The sequence below is a fragment of the Rhodovastum atsumiense genome (genome assembly GCF_937425535.1).
GTDB classification, from domain to species: Bacteria; Pseudomonadota; Alphaproteobacteria; order Acetobacterales; family Acetobacteraceae; genus Rhodovastum; species Rhodovastum atsumiense.
The window spans coordinates 2,631,011-2,651,276 of sequence record NZ_OW485601.1; the positions used below are offsets into that span (position 1 = coordinate 2,631,011).

18 protein-coding genes are annotated in these 20,266 nt (G+C 68.2%); 11 read left to right on the plus strand and 7 right to left on the minus strand.

Annotated features, from left to right (window positions below; genetic code table 11):
- Positions 1 to 3: 3 nt before the first annotated feature.
- The gene (gene arfB / locus NBY65_RS12015; RefSeq protein WP_150041471.1) at positions 4 to 426 is read left to right on the plus strand and encodes an alternative ribosome rescue aminoacyl-tRNA hydrolase ArfB; all 423 of its coding nucleotides are present in this window, start codon (positions 4 to 6) and stop codon (positions 424 to 426) included.
- Here arfB and NBY65_RS12020 read toward each other — a convergent pair.
- Positions 392 to 994, minus strand: coding sequence for a TspO/MBR family protein (locus tag NBY65_RS12020; RefSeq protein WP_150041472.1), 603 nt, complete (start codon positions 992 to 994; stop codon positions 392 to 394). The two genes, arfB and NBY65_RS12020, sit on opposite strands and share 35 nt — an antisense overlap.
- Before the next feature lie 146 nt (positions 995 to 1,140).
- On the opposite strand from NBY65_RS12020, the gene NBY65_RS12025 reads away from it, so the two are divergent.
- The gene (locus NBY65_RS12025; protein WP_150041473.1) at positions 1,141 to 2,271 is read left to right on the plus strand and encodes a patatin-like phospholipase family protein; all 1,131 of its coding nucleotides are present in this window, start codon (positions 1,141 to 1,143) and stop codon (positions 2,269 to 2,271) included.
- A gap of 150 nt (positions 2,272 to 2,421) precedes the next feature.
- Positions 2,422 to 3,852, plus strand: coding sequence for a glycosyltransferase family 39 protein (locus NBY65_RS12030; protein WP_150041474.1), 1,431 nt, complete (start codon positions 2,422 to 2,424; stop codon positions 3,850 to 3,852).
- Between the two features lie 17 nt (positions 3,853 to 3,869).
- Here NBY65_RS12030 and NBY65_RS12035 read toward each other — a convergent pair whose 3' ends face one another.
- Together NBY65_RS12035 and NBY65_RS12040 are read right to left on the minus strand one after the other, a co-directional pair.
- The gene (locus NBY65_RS12035; RefSeq protein WP_150041475.1) at positions 3,870 to 4,748 is read right to left on the minus strand and encodes a hypothetical protein; all 879 of its coding nucleotides are present in this window, start codon (positions 4,746 to 4,748) and stop codon (positions 3,870 to 3,872) included.
- Positions 4,749 to 4,871: 123 nt separating this feature from the next.
- The gene (locus tag NBY65_RS12040; RefSeq protein WP_150041476.1) at positions 4,872 to 6,056 is read right to left on the minus strand and encodes a DegT/DnrJ/EryC1/StrS family aminotransferase; all 1,185 of its coding nucleotides are present in this window, start codon (positions 6,054 to 6,056) and stop codon (positions 4,872 to 4,874) included.
- A 1,000-nt stretch (positions 6,057 to 7,056) separates the two neighbouring features.
- Between NBY65_RS12040 and nhaA the strand changes: the two genes are divergently transcribed.
- From nhaA to NBY65_RS12075, 7 genes are all read left to right on the plus strand, one after another.
- Positions 7,057 to 8,292, plus strand: coding sequence for a Na+/H+ antiporter NhaA (gene nhaA / locus NBY65_RS12045; RefSeq protein ID WP_150041477.1), 1,236 nt, complete (start codon positions 7,057 to 7,059; stop codon positions 8,290 to 8,292).
- 93 nt (positions 8,293 to 8,385) lie between these two features.
- On the plus strand, positions 8,386 to 9,456 hold the full coding sequence (locus NBY65_RS12050; RefSeq protein WP_150041478.1) for a zinc-binding metallopeptidase family protein: 1,071 nt from the start codon (positions 8,386 to 8,388) through the stop codon (positions 9,454 to 9,456).
- Positions 9,457 to 9,567: 111 nt separating this feature from the next.
- Entirely contained in the window at positions 9,568 to 11,751 is a 2,184-nt protein-coding gene (locus NBY65_RS12055) for a hypothetical protein (RefSeq protein WP_150041479.1), read from the plus strand.
- A 330-nt stretch (positions 11,752 to 12,081) separates the two neighbouring features.
- Entirely contained in the window at positions 12,082 to 12,888 is an 807-nt protein-coding gene (locus NBY65_RS12060) for a MetQ/NlpA family ABC transporter substrate-binding protein (protein WP_150041480.1), read from the plus strand.
- Between the two features lie 5 nt (positions 12,889 to 12,893).
- Positions 12,894 to 13,997 carry a methionine ABC transporter ATP-binding protein gene (locus tag NBY65_RS12065; protein ID WP_239002825.1) on the plus strand — a complete coding sequence of 368 codons (1,104 nt, stop codon included), beginning with the start codon at positions 12,894 to 12,896 and terminating at the stop codon, positions 13,995 to 13,997.
- Positions 13,987 to 14,652, plus strand: coding sequence for a methionine ABC transporter permease (locus NBY65_RS12070; RefSeq protein WP_150041481.1), 666 nt, complete (start codon positions 13,987 to 13,989; stop codon positions 14,650 to 14,652). The genes NBY65_RS12065 and NBY65_RS12070 overlap by 11 nt, the downstream gene beginning before the upstream one ends.
- 32 nt (positions 14,653 to 14,684) lie before the next feature.
- Entirely contained in the window at positions 14,685 to 15,497 is an 813-nt protein-coding gene (locus NBY65_RS12075; RefSeq protein ID WP_150041482.1) for a MetQ/NlpA family ABC transporter substrate-binding protein, read from the plus strand.
- Positions 15,498 to 15,725: 228 nt separating this feature from the next.
- On the opposite strand, the gene NBY65_RS12080 is transcribed toward NBY65_RS12075, so the two are convergent.
- The 3 genes from NBY65_RS12080 to NBY65_RS12090 form a co-directional block, all read right to left on the minus strand.
- Entirely contained in the window at positions 15,726 to 16,094 is a 369-nt protein-coding gene (locus tag NBY65_RS12080) for a hypothetical protein (protein WP_162530594.1), read from the minus strand.
- A gap of 98 nt (positions 16,095 to 16,192) precedes the next feature.
- The gene (locus NBY65_RS12085; protein WP_150041484.1) at positions 16,193 to 16,831 is read right to left on the minus strand and encodes a helix-turn-helix domain-containing protein; all 639 of its coding nucleotides are present in this window, start codon (positions 16,829 to 16,831) and stop codon (positions 16,193 to 16,195) included.
- Positions 16,824 to 16,994: a hypothetical protein gene (locus NBY65_RS12090; protein WP_162530595.1), complete on the minus strand. Its 171-nt coding sequence runs from the start codon at positions 16,992 to 16,994 to the stop codon at positions 16,824 to 16,826. Before NBY65_RS12090 ends, NBY65_RS12085 begins: the two co-directional genes overlap by 8 nt.
- A 262-nt stretch (positions 16,995 to 17,256) precedes the next feature.
- Between NBY65_RS12090 and NBY65_RS12095 the strand changes: the two genes are divergently transcribed.
- Complete coding sequence (locus tag NBY65_RS12095; RefSeq protein WP_150041485.1) at positions 17,257 to 18,609, plus strand: phenylacetate--CoA ligase family protein; 1,353 nt, start codon at positions 17,257 to 17,259, stop codon at positions 18,607 to 18,609.
- A gap of 166 nt (positions 18,610 to 18,775) precedes the next feature.
- Here NBY65_RS12095 and NBY65_RS12100 read toward each other — a convergent pair whose 3' ends face one another.
- Positions 18,776 to 20,173: an FAD/NAD(P)-binding protein gene (locus tag NBY65_RS12100; RefSeq protein ID WP_150041486.1), complete on the minus strand. Its 1,398-nt coding sequence runs from the start codon at positions 20,171 to 20,173 to the stop codon at positions 18,776 to 18,778.
- Positions 20,174 to 20,266: the final 93 nt, after the last annotated feature.

Genomic DNA, 20,266 nt, shown 5'->3' on the forward strand with positions numbered 1-20,266 from the left:
GCGATGATTCAGGTGACGCGCAATATCGCGATCGACGAGGCCGAGCTGCAGGAGAGTTTCCTGCGGGCCTCGGGCGCGGGCGGCCAGAACATCCAGAAGGTCGAGACGGCGGTGCAGCTACGCTTCGACGTGCGCCACTCGCCCAGCCTGCCCGAAGCGGTACGCGAGCGGCTGGAGCGGCTGGCGGGACGGCGGATGACGCAGGACGGCGTGCTGGTGATCACGGCGCAACGCCATCGCACCCAGCCGCGCAACCGCGAGGATGCGCTGGAACGGCTGCTGGAGCTGATCCGCGCGGCGGCGGTGCCCCCGCCGCCGCCGCGCCGGGCGACCAAGCCGACGCTCGGATCGAAGCTGCGGCGGATCGAGGGCAAGAGCCGCCGCGGCGAGGTCAAGCGGCTACGCGGGCGGCCAGGCGACGAGTAGCCTCGACCGGGCCGGGGGGCGAGAGCTTCCGCGCCAGCACGGCGTCGAGAGGCGTTTCCCTCCCCGCCATGGCCGGCAGGGATCTGTTGCGGTTGCGTTGCCAGATTTGGGTGGCGAGCAGGCCGGCGATGCTGACCCAGCTCGGATAGGGCACGCCCGCGGCGGCGGCCAGCCCGTCCACCCGCCGCGCCGCCGCGACATAGGCGACCCCGGTACCGATCATCGCGGCGTTGTAGGCCGCGCTGGCGCCAAGCCTGCGGGCGCCGAAGAACACGCTCTGCCAGGCCCAGATCGAGGCGACGTTGAAGCCCCACAGTGCCAGCGCCTGGCCACGCTGCGGGCTCGGCCGGGCAATGAGCAGCCGCGTGCCGGCCACGGTCAGGCAGGTATTCACCACCGACCAGACCGTGCCGATGGTGGCGCCCGAGGGGGTCCAGGACGGCTTGTCGAGCGCCGCATACCAGCGGGCGGTCGCGGGGCGTTGCGGTCCGGGGCTGTAACGGCCGCCGAGCACGGTCGCGGTCGCCACCGCGCCGCCCGCCAGAAGTGCGGCAATGCTGGTGCGCATGGGTTTCGAATCCTCCTTCCCTTGATGGGAGGCGCATACGGTGATGGCGTCTCCGGGTTCCCTCGGTACCGTTCAGTGGGGGGTGGAACTTCGTTTCCGGCGCTGGCTTAAACGGCAGTGGATGGGCCGGGGAGGCGGGAGAGGGCATGACGGCGACCGGGGATCAGCCCGACGGCGACGACCGGCGGCGCGTGGTGTTGGTGTTGCAGGGGGGCGGCGCGCTTGGGTCCTATCAGGCCGGCGTGTTCGAGGCCCTGGTCGAAGCCGGGTTGCAGCCCGACTGGGTGGCCGGGGTTTCGATCGGGGCCGTCAACGGCAGCCTGATCGCCGGCAACCCGCCGGAGCAGCGGCTGGAGCGGCTGCGGGAATTCTGGTTGCGCATCACCGCGCCGACGGCGCTGTGGCCCCGCCATGGCCCACCGGTGCTGGAGCGGCTGGAGCAACGGGCCGGCGCGCTCGGCGCCCTGCTGTTCGGCCAGCCCGGCTTCTTCCGGCCGCGCCTTCCCTTCGAGTGGTTCACCGACACGCCGCCGGTCAGCTTCTACGATACCGGCGCCCTGCAAGGGACGCTGGCCGAACTGGTCGATTTCGAGCGGATCGCGCGCGGGCCGACCCGGCTGACGGTCGGCGCGGTCAATGTCGAGACCGGCAACCAGATCAACTTCGACAGCCGGCACATGCGGCTTGGCGTGGAACATGTAATGGCGAGCGGCGCGCTGCCGCCGGGGCTTGCCGTGGTCGAGGTCGAGGGCGAGGCATTCTGGGATGGCGGGCTGGTTTCCAACACCCCGTTGCAGGTGGTGATGGACGACGCCCCGCGCGAGGACAGCCTGATCTTCCAGGTCGATCTGTTCCCCGCGCGCGGCCCGCGGCCCGCCACCCTGGACGAGGTGCTCGAGCGCGAGAAGGACATCCGCTATTCCAGCCGTACCCGTGCCGGCACGAAGTCGGCGTCGGAGCGGCAGAGCCTGCGCCTGGAACTGACGCGCTTCCTCGATCGGCTGCCGGCGAAGCTGCAGCGGGATCCGGTGGCGCAGCACCTGCGCGGGCTGTCCTGCCGGGCCCGGATGGACATCGTGCACCTGATCTATCGTCCGGACGTGCCGCAAGGCTCGCAGAAGGATTTCCAGTTCGATCGCGGCACGATGTCGCGGCGCTGGGAACAGGGGCTCGCGGACGGGCGGCGCACGCTGCAGGCGGCGCCATGGCGTGCCCCCGTTCCGGCCGGAACGGGCGTGCGCGTGTTCGACGTGACCAGGCCGGCGCCGGCACGCTGAGACGTTATCCCGAGGGTGGTTCGTACCGGCCGCCGGGCGTGGGAAAAGGAGAGGCAAAGGCACGAGACGGGAACAGTGACATTACTCCAACGGCCAGGGGGACCGGCCGGCAGCCGGGCGTGGTCCAGGCATGCCGGCGCGGCAGCCGCGTTGATCATCGCGCTGGCGGTGGCGCTGCGGGTCATCCATCTGGACCGGTTGTCGCTGTGGAACGACGAATTGTTCTCCCGCTATTACGCCGAGCTGTTCGGGCTCGGCTTCCTGTGGGGAGAGGGACTGCGCCGGGAGCCCAATCCGCCTCTCTATTACACGCTTCTGCATGTCTGGATCGGAGTGTTCGGCGACAGCGCCACGGCCTTGCGGGCGCCATCGGTGCTCGCTGGCTGCGCGGCGCTGCCGATCGTCCATGCGCTCGGGCGGGAATTCGGCGATGCGCGGCGGGGTCTGCTCGGCATGCTGCTGTTCGCGCTCTCGCCGATGGCGATCTATTTCTCGCAGGAAGCGCGGGTCTACGCCTTCCTGCTGCTGCCCGCGGGCGGAGTGCTGCTGGCGATCGCGCACCTGCTCCGCGATCCCCGCAAACACGGCTGGTTATGGGGCTACGGACTGGCCGCGCTGGTCGGGATCTACAGCCACCCGACCTTCCCGATCCTGCTGATCGCCTGCAATCTCGCCGTGCCGGCCTTGCTGCTCGCGGGGCATGGCCTGTCCGCGGGGCGCGGCATCCTGCTCGGGTGGTTCGGTGCCAATTCGCTGGTGGCGGTGGCGGGGTTGCCGGTGGCGCTGGCCCTGGCCGGCGGCGATGCGGCGGGGGCGCTCGACTGGGTGGCGCCGTTGCGCCTGCGCGACATCGCCGTGGCGCTCAGCGGGCTGGTGAGCGGCGTGGTGACCGATCCCCGTTTTCCGGGCACGCCGCTGGCGGTGGCGCTGCTGCTGGCGCTGGCCGCCGGACTGTGGGTGGATCGGCCGGGGCGGCGGGAATTCGGCGTGCTGGTGCTGATTCCGGCACTGTTTCTCGGCCTGGTCATCGCGGCCAGCCTGGCCCGGCCGATCCTGCTGCCGCGGGTGCTGTGCTGGCTGACGATCCCGCTTTGCGTGCTGCTGGCGCGTGGCCTGCTGGCCGCTACGCCGGTGCGGCCGTTGCTGGGCGGCGTGACGGCGGTGACCTTCGCCGTCGGCCTTGGCTGGCAACTCGGCTTTGCCGACGATGCCAAGGAGCCCTGGCGCGACGTGCTGGGTGGGTTGCGGACCGAACTCGGCCGCGCCGATCTCGTGGTGCTTGGCCCGAGCATGGATCCGGTGATCCTGCGTTATTACGCGCCGGGCCTGCGGGGCGTGCGCATCTGGGACAATGGCAGCCCGCGCACCATCGAGAACACGCTGGTGGCGCAACGGCTGGGCGTGGCGCCGATCGACGGCGATGCGCTGCTGCGCCGGATCCGCGACGGAAAATCGGTCTGGCTGATCGCCAATTATGTCGATCAGCCGTCCCTGCCGGGGTTGCTGGCGCAGGCGCGGCCGCGGCTGCGGATCGACCGGGGGTGTGGACGCTATACCTGCGTGACGGTGCTGGCCTGGTAGCCGGGCAAAGGTCCGCTTCAGGAGCGGGTGAGTTGCCGGTGCACCGTATCGGCGGTGAGGTCGATGGGCCGTGGTGGAAGTCGCGAGAACAGGGCCTGCCATTGCGCCGTCAGGCCCGGCCGAAGGCCGTTGCGGAACAGCGAGCGGACGTAGCGTGAGCCACTGAGCACCGGATGCACGAAGGCGTCCTCGGACAGCCGCCCGAGCATGGCTTCGTGGTAGGGGGGCCACCAGGCCACATGCGGGATGCGGCCATAGTCGGACAGGCTGCGGACAGTGAAGCCGGCATGGATCATCTCGGTGGACATGAAGCCTTCCGAAATCGGCCACTGGCGGATCTCGCCGGCACGATGGCGGGCGGAAAGGTCCAGCCGTCGCGTGCGCAGATGCAGGGCGGCGGCGCGCGAGAACAGGCAGACGCAGACGAGATAGGGGTGGACCGCCATGGGGGAGGGGAAGGCGTCGCGGCATGACGCCAGCCACATCCACTCGGCGGCGGACCTAGCCATCGGCTCGCCGATGAAGTCGGCGCCCGTTGCCGCCGCGGCAGCGACGAAGGCGTCGAGATCGCAGTTGGCCACCGCGTCGTATTCGAGCATCACGTAATAGTCGTACTCGAGCCCGGCCTCGAGGGCGAAGTACAAGGGATAGTCGGCATTGTACCAGAACAGCCTGCCCGCGGGGTACCCGGCATAGCCGCGGGCGGTCATGTCGGATTCGGTGTGGCGCAGCACCATCGGATGGTCGACGCGGCCGACCCGGCCATGGGTTTCGTCGATCATGAGATGGACATGTCCGTGGCCCACGCGCTCGCGCAGTGCCGCCAGTCGGCGCCGGACGAAGCGGTCGTACGAAAAGGCCTTGAACAGGACGGCGTAGGAGGGAGACGATGCCATGCTTGGGGATCCTGGGGCGGCGACGGCAATGGGGGATCATCCTGCCGCGCCGCGGTCCTTGGTGAGGCGTTCCGGGTCACGCGACGCAGCGTGTGCTTGCGTCGCGATCACGGGATGGGCGGATCAGGCCCGTGCCGTATCGGGGAGATCCACGGGGCGGTGATGCCGGCGCACCGGCGCAAGCTCCTCGCAGATCGCAACGAGGGTCTCGCAGACCTCGCCGACCTGCTCGGGGGTCAGCAGGTCCGACATCGGCAGCGACAGCATGCGCAGGGCGAGGCGTTCGGTGACGGCCAGCGGCGCTGCCACGCAGCGTTCGCGGAAGAAGGGCTGCTCGGCCAGATGCGGGGAGAAATAATGGGCGGCACCGATGCCGCGCTGCTGCAGCTCTGCAATGATCCTGTCCTGGGTGCCGGCGAGATGGGCGGGCAGCAGCACCGGCATGAACTGGTACGCATGGCGTGGCAGCGTCATGCGCTGGAAGGTGAAGCCCGGCAGCAATGTGCGATAGAGGCCGGTGAGCATCATGCGATGCTCCACCACGGCCGGGAACTCGCGCAGCTTGGCGAGCGCGAGCAGCGCGCCGACCTCGCTCAGCTTCGAATTGAGGCCGGGCATGGTGGCCGAACGTGGCACGCCGAAACCGAAATTGCCCATCGTGCGCAAGGTCTGCGTGGTCTGGGGATTGGCGCAGTAGATCAGCCCGCCCTCGGCGGTGGCGAAGGCCTTGGTCGCATGCATCGAGAAGACGATCGGGTGCGCGAACCCGGTGCCGAAGCCCATGCCCCGGGCATCGGCGGAGCCGAGGGAGGCGGCGGCATCGACCACCACGGGGATGCCGGTGCGTCGCGACAGTTCGGCATAGCGCCGCAGGTTGAGGCCGTTGCCGAAGGTGGCATACGGGGCAATGACGGCGATCTCGTCCGCGTATTTGCGCAGCAGTTGGTGTTCCGAGACGGCGGAGGGCAGCCAGGTTTCCTCGTCGATGTCGCACAGCAACGGCGTCAGGCCGCACCAGAGGGCCGCCTGCGCGAGGGCGGAGAAGGTGAACGAAGGCATGAGCGCATAGCGCCTCGCCCCCGTCACGGGGCCAACGGCGTGCCGCATGGCGAGCATCAGGCCGATGGTGGCGTTGCAGACCGTCAGGGCCGACCCGGTTCCGCCGAATTGCGCCGCAAGGATATCGTGTTCGAAGCGGGCGTTGACCGGCCCGTAGTTGGAGAAAATTCCGGACGCGTCGATCTGCTCGAGTTCTGTGCCAAGGCGGCTGAGATGCACGGGGTTGGGACGCGTGAGCGGGATCGGCATGCGCGCGCTTCCCTCACGTGTGACGGCACGGTCGGCCAACAATTATCTCCCGATTTCCTGAGGTCGGCGAAGAAGACGGTTGTACATCGGTGCGTGCATTGAACTGATGCGTAAACATGATGTCGCGCAAAAGCTGTGCATGCCAACCCAAAAAAGATGCTATTGCGGCAGGGTATTGAGTAAATGTTGCAAGGCCATGGTAAGTTTCCGCGCCGGCGCGAATAACAGGAATTTGACTTATTGTTTCATATGTTGACGATGATCTGGAATACACGAGTATTTACATGCAGTTACATATATTATGATTGCATAATGATACGGATAATTTGGCTTTCTTATTTACCAAGGATTGTTCGGTTATCTCGTGTGGGATATGTACAAGCGATGTTGAAATGAACGATGGCCGGCTGTTCCCCGGGGTGGATAAGGGGGGCCATGACATCTCCCTGGATTTGATTTGCAAAGATGAAATCACAATGCATTGGCAATAGGTAAGTTTGCAATAAAATTTATCTACATATCTATATTATCGCGCCATGATTTACATTTGCCTGAATGAATGTCGCGATGGGCATGTGGGACAAATTTGGTATATGCCGATTATAACGAAATCATTATAAAAGTATTTTCCCGAATTTATTGCTGCCATCCGTATGGCATCGGTACTGCCGGTGTTGGATGCAATGGCAGACGCACCGGATCTGGACGTCATCACGGCGTCCTGACGTCGCCTTCGTCCCCGCGTGGTCCTGCGCGCAGGGCCGGGCGGAACGGGCGGGGCCGTGGCACCGGGAATGGCGAGGAGTATTCCCGGAAAGCTGAATTTGTACGTATGTCATCAACCCTGGACGCTGAGGCCGAAGTCGTGCCAGAGCTTGCCGGCCCGGTATGGATGTTGTGCAACGGCCCGGCGTGACCGTTGCCTGTGTCCCCCGGGTGTCCGGCTGGCACGGCTCGTGTCGCAGGACCGAGACCGCCCCAGGCCAGGAGAGGCACCGGCATGGCCGACGCCCGTACGATATCCCGCCCGCACCGTCCCTTGTCGATGCTTCGGCACTTCCTCGACAACGAGGCGTCGGGTGGCCTGGTTCTCATGGCGGCGGCGGCGCTGGCCCTGGTTGTCGCCAATTCGCCCCTCGCCCCCGCCTATTTCGAGACCCTGCACGCCTCTCTGGGGCCGCTCAGCGTGCAGCACTGGATCAACGACGCCCTGATGGCGGTGTTCTTCCTGGTCGTCGGCCTGGAGATCAAGCGGGAGATCCTCGACGGCCAGCTTGCCACCTGGCCCCGCCGGGCGCTGCCGGGCATCGCCGCCCTCGGCGGCATGGCGGTGCCGGCCCTGATCTATGCCGCCTTCAACTGGAGCGACCCGGCGACGTTGCGCGGCTGGGCCATTCCCTCGGCCACCGACATTGCCTTCGCGCTCGGCGTGCTGTCGCTGCTCGGCTCGCGCGTGCCGACCTCGCTCAAGGTGTTCCTGACGGCGCTTGCCATCATCGACGATCTCGGGGCTGTCGCCATCATCGCCGTCTTCTACTCCGGTGACCTGTCGCTGCCGGATCTGGGCCTCGCCGCCGCCGTGGTGCTCGCCCTGGTCGCGCTGAACCGGTCCGGCGTCCGGCGGCTGCTGCCTTACCTGCTGCTCGGGGGCGCGCTCTGGTTCTTCGTGCTGCGCTCGGGCGTGCACGCCACCATCGCCGGGGTCGTGCTGGCCTTCACCATCCCGCTGACCGCCGCGCCAGGCCGCCCGGACGCGATGGAGACATCGCCGCTGCACCGGCTCGAGCACGCCCTGCACGATTGGGTGGCCTTCCTGGTGGTGCCGGTATTCGGCTTCGCCAATGCCGGGGTGTCCTTCGTCGGCCTGAGCGTGGACGTCCTGCTCGACCATCTCACCCTGGGGGTCGCCCTCGGCCTGCTGTTCGGCAAGCTGGTCGGGGTGTTCGGCAGTGCGGCGCTGACCATCCGCCTCGGCCTCGCCGACCTGCCGATGGGCGCGAGCTGGCCCCAACTGGCCGGGGTGTCCCTGCTCTGCGGCATCGGCTTCACCATGAGCCTGTTCATCGGCCTGCTTGCCTTCGCCGGCGACCCGTTGCTGCAGGATCAGGTGAAGATCGGCATCCTGGGCGGTTCCTTGCTTGCCGGGCTGGCCGGCTGGGCGGTGCTGCGCGTCGTGCCGCGCGAGGTGCCCGCCCCGGCGCCACGGGTCAGGCACAGTTCCGTGCAGGCCGAGTAGCGTAGCGCGCCCGGCCGGCGGGGGAGTGTCCGGGGGCGGGAACCATGGGCCGGGCTTGCGGTTGGCTTGCCGGACCCTGCCCGGAAGCCCGCGATGAAACTGTTCAAATGCCAGGCCTGCGACCAGTTGCTCTATTTCGAGAACACGAAATGCGAGCGTTCACAGCATCGTCTTGGCTACCTGGCCGATGCGGCGCTTCTCTCCGCGCTGGAAGAGGAACAGGCAGGCTGGCATGCCCTCGGCCGGCCGGGACGGACCTTCCGCTTCTGCGCCAATGCCGCGCATGACGCCTGCAACTGGCTGGTGCCGGCCGGTTCGGCCGAGGCGTTCTGTGCCTCCTGCCGGCACAACCGCACCATTCCCGACCTGACCTCGGCGGAGAACCTGCGCCGCTGGCGCAAGCTGGAGATCGCCAAGCACCGGCTGTTCTACACGCTGCTGCGCCTCGGGCTGCCGCTTGCCAACCGGGTGGACGATCCGGAGCACGGGCTGGTGTTCGACTTCCTCGCCGACGCGCCCGACCCGACCGGGCCGAAGGTGCTGACCGGCCACGACAACGGCATCATCACCATCAACGTCAAGGAGGCCGACGACAAGGAGCGCGAGGCCATGCGCGCGCAGATGCGCGAGCCGTACCGCACCCTGCTCGGTCATTTCCGCCACGAGGTCGGGCATTACTTCTGGGACGTGCTGGTGCGCGACGGCGGCTTCCTCGACGCCTTCCGCGAGCGGTTCGGCGACGAGCGGCAGGACTACGACGCGGCGTTGCAGAAGAATTACCGCGAGGGCCCGCCGGCCGACTGGCAGGAGCATTTCGTCAGCACCTATGCGAGCTGCCATCCCTGGGAGGATTTCGCCGAGACCTGGGCGCATTACCTGCACATCGTCGACACGCTGGAGATGGCGGCTTCCTTCGGCATTTCCGTGCGGCCGCGGATCACGCGCGATCCGGACCTGGCCACGGAGATCGACTTCGACCCGCATCAGGCGAAGGATGTCGAGACGTTGGTCGAGGCCTGGCTGCCACTGACCTTCGCGGTGAACAGCCTGAACCGGGCGATGGGACAGCCGGACCTCTATCCCTTCATCCTGTCCGCCGAGGTGATCGACAAGCTGGGCTTCATCCACCGGATCGTGCACGCGTCGGCCCGGCCCGTGCCCTGAGCGGTCTGCACGGACAAGATTATTTTCTCCACAACGGCGAGGCACGGCACCCCTCGCAGCATGGGGGGCGAGGATGGTGCGCGGAGGTGGTTTCTGGCAAAACCGGCAGCCATGTCGCATTCCGCATCCGATCACGCCTGGCAGGGGTCTCCGGACCGCGATCACCTTGTCTTCCGGCTGATCGCCCTCGCCAAGCTGCAGCTCGATACGCATTTCCTGGAGCCGGAGGACGCCGAGGCGTACCGGCGCCGGTTGCGCCGGCCCGCCGGACGCGGCAAGCCGGCGCTGCCGCGTGTACTCGCCAAATGGGAGCACGAGGATGCCACGCTGACCCTGACCCTGACGGCCTTGCCGGCGGCGGAGCAGTTCGAGGCTGCGCTGCATCATCCGCGTTTCAGTGCCGTGCTGGCCCTGCGCTACCTGCCCGAGGAGAGGCTGCTGCAGGCCGCCCGGGTGGAGCAGTTCCAGGGCGACATCCTCGAGGCCATCGCCATTGCCGGGGAATGGGCGGAGGACGAGCCGGACCTGTCGGATGAATCGGCGGCGCGGGCCGTGGTGATGGAATTCGCCGGCAACAAGGCCGCCCCGGTTCCCGGCACGTTCAGGGTGGTTCCGGCCCTCAGTGCCGCGCGGCCGGAACCGCCGGCGCCCGTCGATGCGAAGGCACCCCCGCCGCCCACGGCGGCGGATGCGCGCGAGGTCAAGGCTCTGACGCGGGCGGTGGCCGCGGAGCTGAAGCGGCATGGCTCGCCGTCGCTCGATGGCGCGAGCAATGCCTGGCTGGAGACCCGCCCGCAGACGCTCTGGCCGCTGCTGGACGCCACCATCGCCGCCAGCACCGCGCGCAAGCGTGACGAGGCGCTGGTCGCCGCCTGCCGCTGGCTGCTGGCCAACCAGCTCGAGCTGATCCGTTATCGGCTCGAACGCGGCCATGAGTGGGCGCGGGCCATGCTGGATGCCTACCAGGAGAAGCTGATCGCGCTGGTCCAGGCCAGGACCCTGCCGGAGCCGGACTGGTTCGAGCTGGTCAATGCCCTCAAGATCGCCAAGGTGCCGATCCGGCCGGAAATGGCCGAGGCGCTGACCATGGCCGCGGTGGAGGCAAGCCCGGGCGAGGCGGCCTCGGCCGAGGAAATCCCGCAGCAGCTGCGCCGGTTGCTCGACGAGCTCGGCCGCGCGGCGGAAAGCCCGTTCATGGTGGTCGAAGGCCTGGCCGAGACCGGCACGCTGATGCCGGCCGAGCTGCGCGCCTACATGACGCACGAACTTGGCCTGTCGCCGCATCCGGTGCTGCGCGAGGCGGTGCCGCTGCTGCTGCTCGACCCGGAGCCGCTGGTGCGCCAGGCGGCGGCGGCGGTGCTGGAGCAGGTGGCGGGGCCAGAGACTTTTTCTCCGGTGATGCTGCGGCGGACCCTGCTGGTGCGCAACTGGGTGCCGGAGGCCGAGCGCGAGGCGGTCGACCGGCTGGTCCGCAAGGCGCGGATGAAAGGCGTGAGCTGCGCGCAATGGGCACCGGCCCCGGCGTTGACCATCCAGGGCTCGATGGTGGACGGCTCCGGGGCGCAGAGCCTGCTGATGACCACCACGGGGGGGCGGACCGGCCTGTTCGCCGGCCTGCTGCTGAAGCAAGGGTTCGGCATCCGCGACGCCTGGTGCAATCCCTCGCTGTCACGGGGCGAGATCACCCGCTCGTTCAAGGAAGCTCTGCGCACCATGGTGTGGCGTGCGACCGATCGCGACCATATGGACATGGTGGTGCAGCATCACCTCGCGCGCGGCCTGGAGGCAGGCAACCTGCCGCAGGCGGCGGTGGTGGAGATCGCCGAGGCGATCGGCGCGGCGGATTGGAAGGATCGCCGGCTCGATGTGGCGGCGGAGATCGAGCGACTGTTCGCCGGCCTGCCGGACGAGCTGCGCAGCCCGGCGGCGCTGGCGGCGTCCCTGCAGCGCAGCGGCAGTTGGATCGCCAAGGATCGGATGATGCAGTCCTGGTTCGAGGACGATGCGGCGATCCGGGCGCTGGTCGATGGCCCGAAGCGGCCGAGGCCGAAGACGGCGGTGCGGCAGGTGCTGGAGCAGGTGCTGCCGGCCCGGCGCGAGGCCTGGGCGGAGAAGCTGCTGCTGCTGGTGCTGTGGATGCAGGCGGGCGATGCCAAGGCCATGGCTGTCGCGACCTGGCAGGATTGCGTGGTGCTCGCGCAGGAATTGCTGGTCGGACGCCCGATGACGGAATTGCCGGCGATGGAAGCGATCGCCGAGCGTAGCATTTTCGCGGCACGGCTTGGGAGCTGGTAGAAGGCAAGGGCTCCGCCCTTGACCCGGCAGGGGCCACAAGGCCCCTGCACCCCATTCGCGCTGCGCGGCCAGGAATGGGATCCAAGGGCAAAGCCCTTGGTCGGTCCAGGGCGAAGCCCTGGTTGGGTGCGGGGCAACGCCCCGCCGATCGGCGTTTGCACGATCTGAATCCGTGGTCAAGTGGGAAATTCCGGCGGGATTCGTGTGATTGACATCGGGCATTCGGTATGGGTGGTTGTAAATACCGGTCTGGAATGGCATATTGAATAATACGCTAATTTAGCGTGTATTTGATGCCGTGCCGATCCCGTCAGACAGGAGTGCCCTGCCATGATCCGACGTCGTTTCCTGCCGGTTGCCGCCCTGGCCTCGATGGCCTGTCTCGGCATGGCGGGTTCGCGGCCGGCCATGGCGCAGGGCGGGCGGGCGCTCAAGGTTGGCGTCTCGGCCGGCCCGTATGGCGACATCCTGCGCGAAGCGGCGAAGCTGGCGGCGGCGGAAGGGCTGACGGTCGAGGTGGTCGAGTTCACCGACTGGACCCAGCCCAATGCGGCGCTGCAGGCCGGCGACATCGACCTCAACAATTTCCAGCACCGGCCTTATCTGGAGGCGCAGGTGAAGGCCCGTGGCTATCGGATCGTGCCGCTCGATCCCTCGATCGTGGTGCCCGCCGGGATCTGGTCGGCGAAATACGCGAAGGTTGCGGATATTCCGGCCGGGTCGAAGCTGGCCATTCCGAACGACCCGTCGAACGCCGCCCGCGCGTTGTTCCTGTTCCAGCAGGCCGGGTTCATCACGCTGAAGCCCGGCGCCGACGTGAACGCGACCCCGCTCGACATCGCCGCCAATCCGAAGCGCTTCAGCTTCATCGAACTCGATGCGGCCCAGCTTCCCCGCTCGTTGAACGACGTGGCGGCGGCGTTCGTGTCCAACAACTACGCCTATCTCGCCGGCCTCGACAAGCAGAAGGCGCTGGCGCTGGAAGGCGTCGATTCACAATGGACCCTGGTCTTCGCCGCGCGCGAGGACCGCAAGGACGATCCGCGCATCCGCCGCTACATCGCTCTCTATCGCTCCCCGGCCGTGAAAGCCTTCGTGCTGGATCGGTTCAAGGGCAGCATCCTGCCGACCTGGTGACCCGCATGAATATCCTTGCCCCGATCGACATGGTGCCGGCACAGGCCGGTGCCTCGGCCGCCGTGCCGGCGATCCGCTTCGACCGCGTCTCGAAAACCTTTCCCGCCCGTGGCCGCCATGACGCGGTGACCGCGCTTCAGGACATCTCGCTCGATGTTGCCCCGGGGCAGATCTTCGGCGTGATCGGCCGTTCGGGCGCCGGTAAGTCCACGCTGCTGCGTGTCATCAACGGGCTGGAGAAGCCGACCGCCGGGCGCGTGCTGGTGGACGGCACCGATGTCGGCGCGCTGGGGGAAGCCGAGCTGCGCGCGCAGCGCCGCCGCATCGGCATGATCTTCCAGCACTTCAACCTGCTGTCCTCGCGCACGGTGTTCGACAACGTGGCGCTGCCGCTGGAACTCGCGGGGGCGAAGCGCGACGCCATCGTCCGGCGGGTGGACAAGCTGCTCGACATGGTCGGGCTGGCCGACAAGCGCGGACGCTATCCCGCCGAATTGTCGGGCGGGCAGAAGCAGCGCGTCGGTATCGCCCGGGCGCTGGCGACCGAGCCGCGGGTGCTGCTGTCCGACGAGGCGACCTCGGCGCTCGATCCGGAAACCACGCGGTCCATTCTGGACCTGCTGCGTCGGGTCAATGCGCTGACCGGCGTCACCATCGTGCTGATCACCCATGAGATGCAGGTGATCAAGGCGATCTGCGACAGCGTTGCCGTCATCGAAGATGGCCGCATCATCGAGCAAGGCCCGGTCTACGACCTGTTCGCGCAGCCGCGCACGGCGACGGCCCGCAGCTTCGTCGCCTCGGTGGCTGGCAGCGCGATTCCGGCGGGGCTGGCGGAACGGCTGTCGCCGCGCCCGGTCGAAGGATCGCGCGCGGTGCTGCGCGTCGTGCTGTCCGGCCCGCAGGCAACCGCGCCGATCATCAGCGAACTCGCGCGCACGCAGGGCATCGACGTACAGATCCTGTCGGGCCAGATCGACCGGATCGGCGAGGTTGCCTTCGGCACGCTGGTGCTGAGCGTGCCGGCGGACCCGGCCGTGGTGGCGGCGGCGCTCGGCCTGGTGCGCGGCCATGGACTGGAAGGGGAGGTCGCCGGCTATGTCGCCTGAACTGCTCGAGCTGATTGCCGGCGCCACCGCCGAGACGCTGTACATGGTTGCGGTCGCGGGGCTGCTCGGCACCGCGCTGGGCCTGCCGCTTGGTGTGTTCCTCGCCACCAGCGGCCGCGGCGAGCTGTTCGAGGCGGTCGCGGTCAACCGCGTGCTCGGCACGGTGGTGAATGCGGCGCGCTCGACGCCGTTCATCATCCTGGTCGTGGCCATCATCCCGTTCACGCGCCTGATCGCGGGCACCTCGATCGGCACCTCGGCGGCGATCGTGCCGCTGACGGTGGCGGCTGCCCCCTTCATCGCCCGCATCATCGAAGGCGCGATCCGCGAAGTTGACCAGGGCCTGATCGAAGCATCCCGCGCGATGGGGGCCACGCCGCTGCAGATCGTGACCAAGGTGCTGCTGCCCGAGGCGCTGCCGGCGATCGCGCTTGGCCTGACCCTGACGGCGGTCAGCCTGATCGGCCATTCGGCGATGGTGGGGGCGGTCGGTGGCGGTGGGCTGGGTGACCTTGGCATCCGCTTCGGCTACCAGCGCTTCATGCCGGAGGTGATGGCCGCGGTTGTGCTGGTGCTGATCGTGCTGGTGCAGGCCGTGCAGTCCTTCGGCGAAGCGCTGGCGCGCCGGGTCAACAAGCGTATCCGGCAGGGCTGAGCGGCCGGGATTTCGACACGGAGAATACGTCAATGCCTGGTTTCAATGCGCCCCGGCGCCGCCTGCTCGCGGCCGCCGGCGCCGGCCTCGCGGTCGCTGCCTTCGGCCGCGCCGCGCGGGCCGACACCACCACGCTGCGCATCGGCGTCACCGCCGGGCCGCATGCGCAGATCCTGGAGGCGGTGCGCAACGTGGCGGCGCGGCGCGGGCTCGCGCTGAAGATCGTCGAGTTCTCCGACTACATCACACCGAATGTCGCGCTGGATGCGGGGGACCTGCAGGCGAACTCGTACCAGCACCGGCCGTTCCTGGACCAGCAGATCAAGGATCGCGGCTACCGCATCGAAGCGGTCGGCGAGACGGTGACCTTCCCGCTCGGCATCTACTCGCGTCGCTGGAAGCGGTGGCAGGACGTGCCGACCGGGGCGCGGGTGGCGATCCAGAACGACCCGACCAATGGCGGACGGTCGCTGCTGCTGCTGCAGGAAGCCGGGGTGATCCGCCTGCGCGAGGGCGTGGGCCTGCTGCCGACGCTGCGCGATGTGGCCGACAACCCGCACAAGCTGCGCTTCGTCGAGATCGAGGCGGCGCAGGCGCCGCGGGTGCTCGACGATGTCGATGCCGCCGCGGTGAACACCAATTTCGCGCTGCCCGCCGGGCTCAATCCCGGCCGCGATGCCTTGCTGCTCGAAAATCCCAAGGGTCCCTACGTGAACCTGATCGCCGTGCGCGGCGTCGACCGGGACAAGCCCTGGGTGCGCACCCTGGTGGAGAGCTACCGCTCGGACGAGGTGAAGGCGTTCATCCTGGCGAAGTTCGACGGGGCAGTGCTCGCCAGTTGGTAGAATTGCGGCGGCGGGTGAACCGGGCAAAGCCTGCCCGGCCTCTGCCGCCCTCCATCCCTTCTGACAAATCCTCCGTTATATTGGTCGTCTTTCCGCTGCGGACGGCAGATCCTCCAGCCGCGCGGAGGAAAGCGAACGGGCTCGCGTCTGGGCTGTTGTGGCGGGTGCGGAGCGGACGCAATCTCCTTGCGAGCGATCACGGATCGCCAAAGCGTAAGCGAGGAGAGTTCAGATGAGCGCCGCCATGTCGATGATGCCGATGGCCATGCCTGCACAGATGATGCCGATGCCCATGGGGATGGCGGGGATGATGCCCGGCATGATGCCGATGGGGATGGGCATGCCGGGGATGATGCCTGGGATGATGCCTGGGATGATGCCCGGCATGATGATGCCGATGGGCATGGGCATGCCGGGGATGATGCCTGGGATGCCGGGAATGATGCCGGGCATGCCGATGATGATGTGCCGGATGACCTGCGCCATGACTCCTGAGGGCATGACCTGCACCATGATGCCCATGGACGGCATGTCCAAGGAGATGTTCATGGAATGCTGCAACCGCATGATGGCCATGATGAAGACCATGCCGACCATGATGATGTGCGGCGGCATGATGATGTGCTGCATGGCCGCATGACGCCACTCCGTGCCCTCCCGGTGGGACGTGGCCGGGAGGGCGCGGGCTGCGGGGTTCAGCCGATCGGCGTCGTGTAGGTCATCACCAGGTAGATGACCGCCTCTGTATCGCTCAGGTTATGGTAGATATGGGGAAGGTCGGCGTCGAACAGGATCGCGTCGCCTGCCGCCAGCACGCAGGGACGGTCGGTTCCGACGGTGATCTCGATTACCCCGCTGATGACGATCAGGTTCTCCCGCGTGCCGGGGGCGTGCGCTGCCGCCACTTCGCGATGATGCGGGGCGAGGCGCAGTTCATAGAATTCGACCTGCCGGGTCTCGTCGAACGGGAACAGCGCCCGTGAGGTGAAGTGCCCTTCGCTGGAACTGAGCACCTTCGCCTCGTCGCGGCGCATCACCGTCATGTGCTGGGCCGGCTCAGCGGCCAGCAGGCGGGCGAAGGGAACACCCAGGGCACCGGAGATCTTCCACAGCGTGCTGATGGTCGGCACGCTTTTGCCGTTTTCGATCTGGCCCAGCATCGCCCGGCTCACGCCGGAGAGCTTGGCCAGACGTTCCAGCGAATGTCCCTGACGCGTGCGCAGGCGGCGCAGGTTGTGTCCGAGGATGGCCGGCAGGTCGCCAGCCGCTTCGTCGGAGCTGTTTGTATGCGGTTCGTCGGGATCGTCCGGGAGGCGGGAGCCGGAATCAGGCATGCGCGGCCGTGACGGGCGGGAACACTGGCCAGACCGGTACGGGAACCCACACGATTGCCCACATCATGGGCATGACCACCGGCTTGACCTCAGTGCTGTGTTGGGCGGACCGTCGCGCGCGATACGCCGCGAGATCGATCACGTTGCTCGCCACCTGTGCCAAGCCGATCTCCTCTGTCCGTTCCGATCTGGACGCATCCAATATAGCAGACGGTCGGGTGAAATAACAGAGCAACTTTTGATTCGCGGGGAATGGGCCGCGCAGTCCCCCTCGTCGCCGGATGGCGGCGATCGGGGCGGGGCGGATATAGTGCATTCCGAGGGGAAAAGAAGTCCTGAATGCACTTTATAAACGTGGTTTGCGCAGTTTGGCGATCCAACATAGTGTGATCCGGCGCCGCTCCTCTGGCGCTCAGGAGAACGCCATGACGCACCAACCCGCATCCGCGCGCGCGGATGACGCGCCGTACTGGGACGCCGCCCTCGAAACCCAGAGCCGGGAGGCATGGCAGGCGCAGACCCTGGCCTTGCTGCAGCGGCATTTGCAACACGCCTACTACAACGCGCCGTGGTATCGTGCGTCCTTCGATGCCGCGGGGGTGCATCCCGACCAGCTACGCAGCCTCGATGACCTGCGGCGCTTCCCCACCATCGACAAGCGCACCCTGCGCGCGCGCCAGGACGCGGCCCCGCCCTGGGGCGACCTCGTCGCCGTGCCCGAGCGTGACATCGTCTATATCTCGGCTTCCTCCGGCTCGACCGGCGCGCCGACGGCCTCGCCTTTCACCGCGCAGGATTTCGACGAGTGGATCGACTACGAGGCGCGGCAGTTCTGGTCCTCGGGCCTGCGCGCGACCGACCGCTACGCGCATTCGCTGAATTTCTCGCTCTTCGTCGGCGGCCCCTGCGTGCTCGGCGCGCAGAAGCTCGGCGCGCTGTCGATCCATGCCGGCACCCTGCCTTCCGAGCGGCTGCTGTTCATCCTGCGCCAGTTCCAGGCGACCGCGATCTGGACCACGCCGTCCTATGCCTGGTACCTCGGCGAAACCGCGATCCGCGAGGGCATCGACCCGAAGCGTGACCTCGCGGTGCGGCGCATCTTCGTCGCCGGCGAGCCCGGCGGATCGATCCCCGAAACCCGCGCCGGCATCGAGGCGCTGTGGGGCGCCTCGGTCTACGATTATTACGGGCTATCCGACATCTTCGGCTCCTGCGCCGGCATGTGCGAGGCGAAGGACGGGCTGCACTGGGCCGAGGACCACATCCATGTCGAGGTGCTGGATCCCGCAACGCAGGCGCCGGTGCGCGAGGGCGAGCGCGGCGAACTGGTGCTGACCACGCTGCGCAAATCCGCGCGCCCGATGATCCGCTTCCGCACCGGCGACATCGTCTCCTTCACCTCCGAGCCCTGCCGGTGCGGCCGCACCTCGATCCGCATGCACGGCGTGCACGGGCGGCTGGACGACATGCTGATCATCAAGGGTGTGAACATTTTCCCCAGCGACGTCGAGGCGCTGGTGCGGGCGGATGCCGACCTGACCGGCGAATACCGGCTGGTTGTCGACCGGGTCGGGCATCTGGACCGGTTGACCGTGCAGATCGAGCGCCGGCACGATGATAACGGCCTGGATGCGGCACTGGTTCACCGCTTCGGCGGGCATCTGAAGGCGGTGACCGGGGTCAGCGCCGGGATCGAGGTGCTCGCACCCGGCACCCTGCCGCGCGCCACTCACAAGGCCAAACGCGTGGAGGACCGGCGGGCGCATGTCTGGGCCTGAGAAGGCAAGGCAAGGGCTTTGCCCTTGACCCACCAAGGGCCACAAGGCCCTTGGATCCCAGGAGCGCTGCGCGGCACAACAAGATAACGGGATCCAAGGGCGAAGCCCTTGGTCGGTCCAGGGTGAAACCCTGGCAGGGTCCGGGGCAGCGCCCCGGCGCGGTTGTTCAGCCCTGCCGCAGGCGTGGCACCAGCATGGCGAGATGCGTCGCCAGTGCCTCGCACTGCCGCCGCAGGTCGGGCACCGCAGTCATTTCCCAGAACATGCCGCGCGTCACCGGGCCGACAGCGAACAGGCGCGGGGAAATCCCGCCGTCGCGGTCGCGCACCGCGCAGTTGGTGGTGACCTCCAGCCCCAGCCGCAGCGGGTCCGGCCGCACCAGCCCGTCTTCCAGCAGGGCGCGCACCAGCGGGTCGGCGATCCGGTCGAAGTCGCAGCACGGGCCCGAGCAGTTCACCACGCGGCTGGCCCGCAGCCGTTCCAGCCCGTCGCCGGCGCGGGGCCGGAAGCTCACGACCACGCTGCCGTCCTGGCTGTCATAGGCCTGGATCCGCCCCGCATGGATGCGCAATTGCCCGCTGGCCCGCGCCGCGTCGATCCGTTCGGCGATGACGGGGGCGCTGCGGTGGCGGTGGACATCCCACCACGGCCGCAGGTGGCGCAGGAAGCGGGCCCGGTCGGCGGCTGACAGGGCCTGCCAGATGTCCAAAGTGAACGGCCGCAACTCGTCCACCACCGGTTGCCAGCTGCCGCCCGCCGCCATGGCCCGGGTGGCGTCCCGGCGCAGCAGGCGCAGCAGGGCAATGAGGCGGGTGGGAAACGGGTCGTGCGGGAAGGGCAGGGCCGGCGCCGCGGCGTGGCGCTGCGGCAGCAGGCCGCGGCGCGACAGGGCGTGGATCGGCGCCCTGTGGCCCTGGTCGAGCAGCGCGACCACGGTATCGACCATGGTCAGTCCGGTGCCGATCAGCAGCACCGGCGCGTCCGGATCGAGCTCCGTCAGCGTGTCGGCGGCCCAGGGATCCGGGCGGTACAGCGGGCCGTCATAGAAGGACGGGTCATCCACCGGGGGCGGGTCCGGGGGAAAATTGCCGATGGCGAGGATGGCCAGGTCCGCGATGACCTCGCGGTCGCGGTCGAGACGCAGCCTGTGGCCGGCGGGATCCTTCTCGATGGCCAGCACGTCGCCGCGCAGCAGGTCGAGGCGCGTCTCGTTCTCCGGGCGCTTGCGCTCGTCGTTGAGCAGGGCGCGGACATAGCCCCCGAACAGGCGCCGCGGCACGAAGGTCCGCTCGGTCGGTTCCAGGTCCCCCAACTCGCCCACCGGCTGGCGCTGCAGCCAGTGCAGGAAATCGGCGGGGCGGTCGTGGAAGGCGCTCATGCGCCCGGCCGGCACGTTCAGCAGATGCCCGGCATTGCGCCGGGCATAGGCGAGGCCGCTGCCGAAGCTGCGGCTGCGCTCGATCAGCGTGACGCGGGTGGGCGGTGGGCAGCGGCGCAGGATGTGCAGCGCCAGCAGCGTACCGCTGAATCCCGCGCCGACGATGGCGATGGTCGGTCCGGACATCCGGGGCCCCCTCCGGGGCGTTCGGCCGCGCCCCTGTTCCTGTGTGGTCCTGTCGCCCGCGACCTTGCGGGGTCACTGCGCCGGCTATGGATG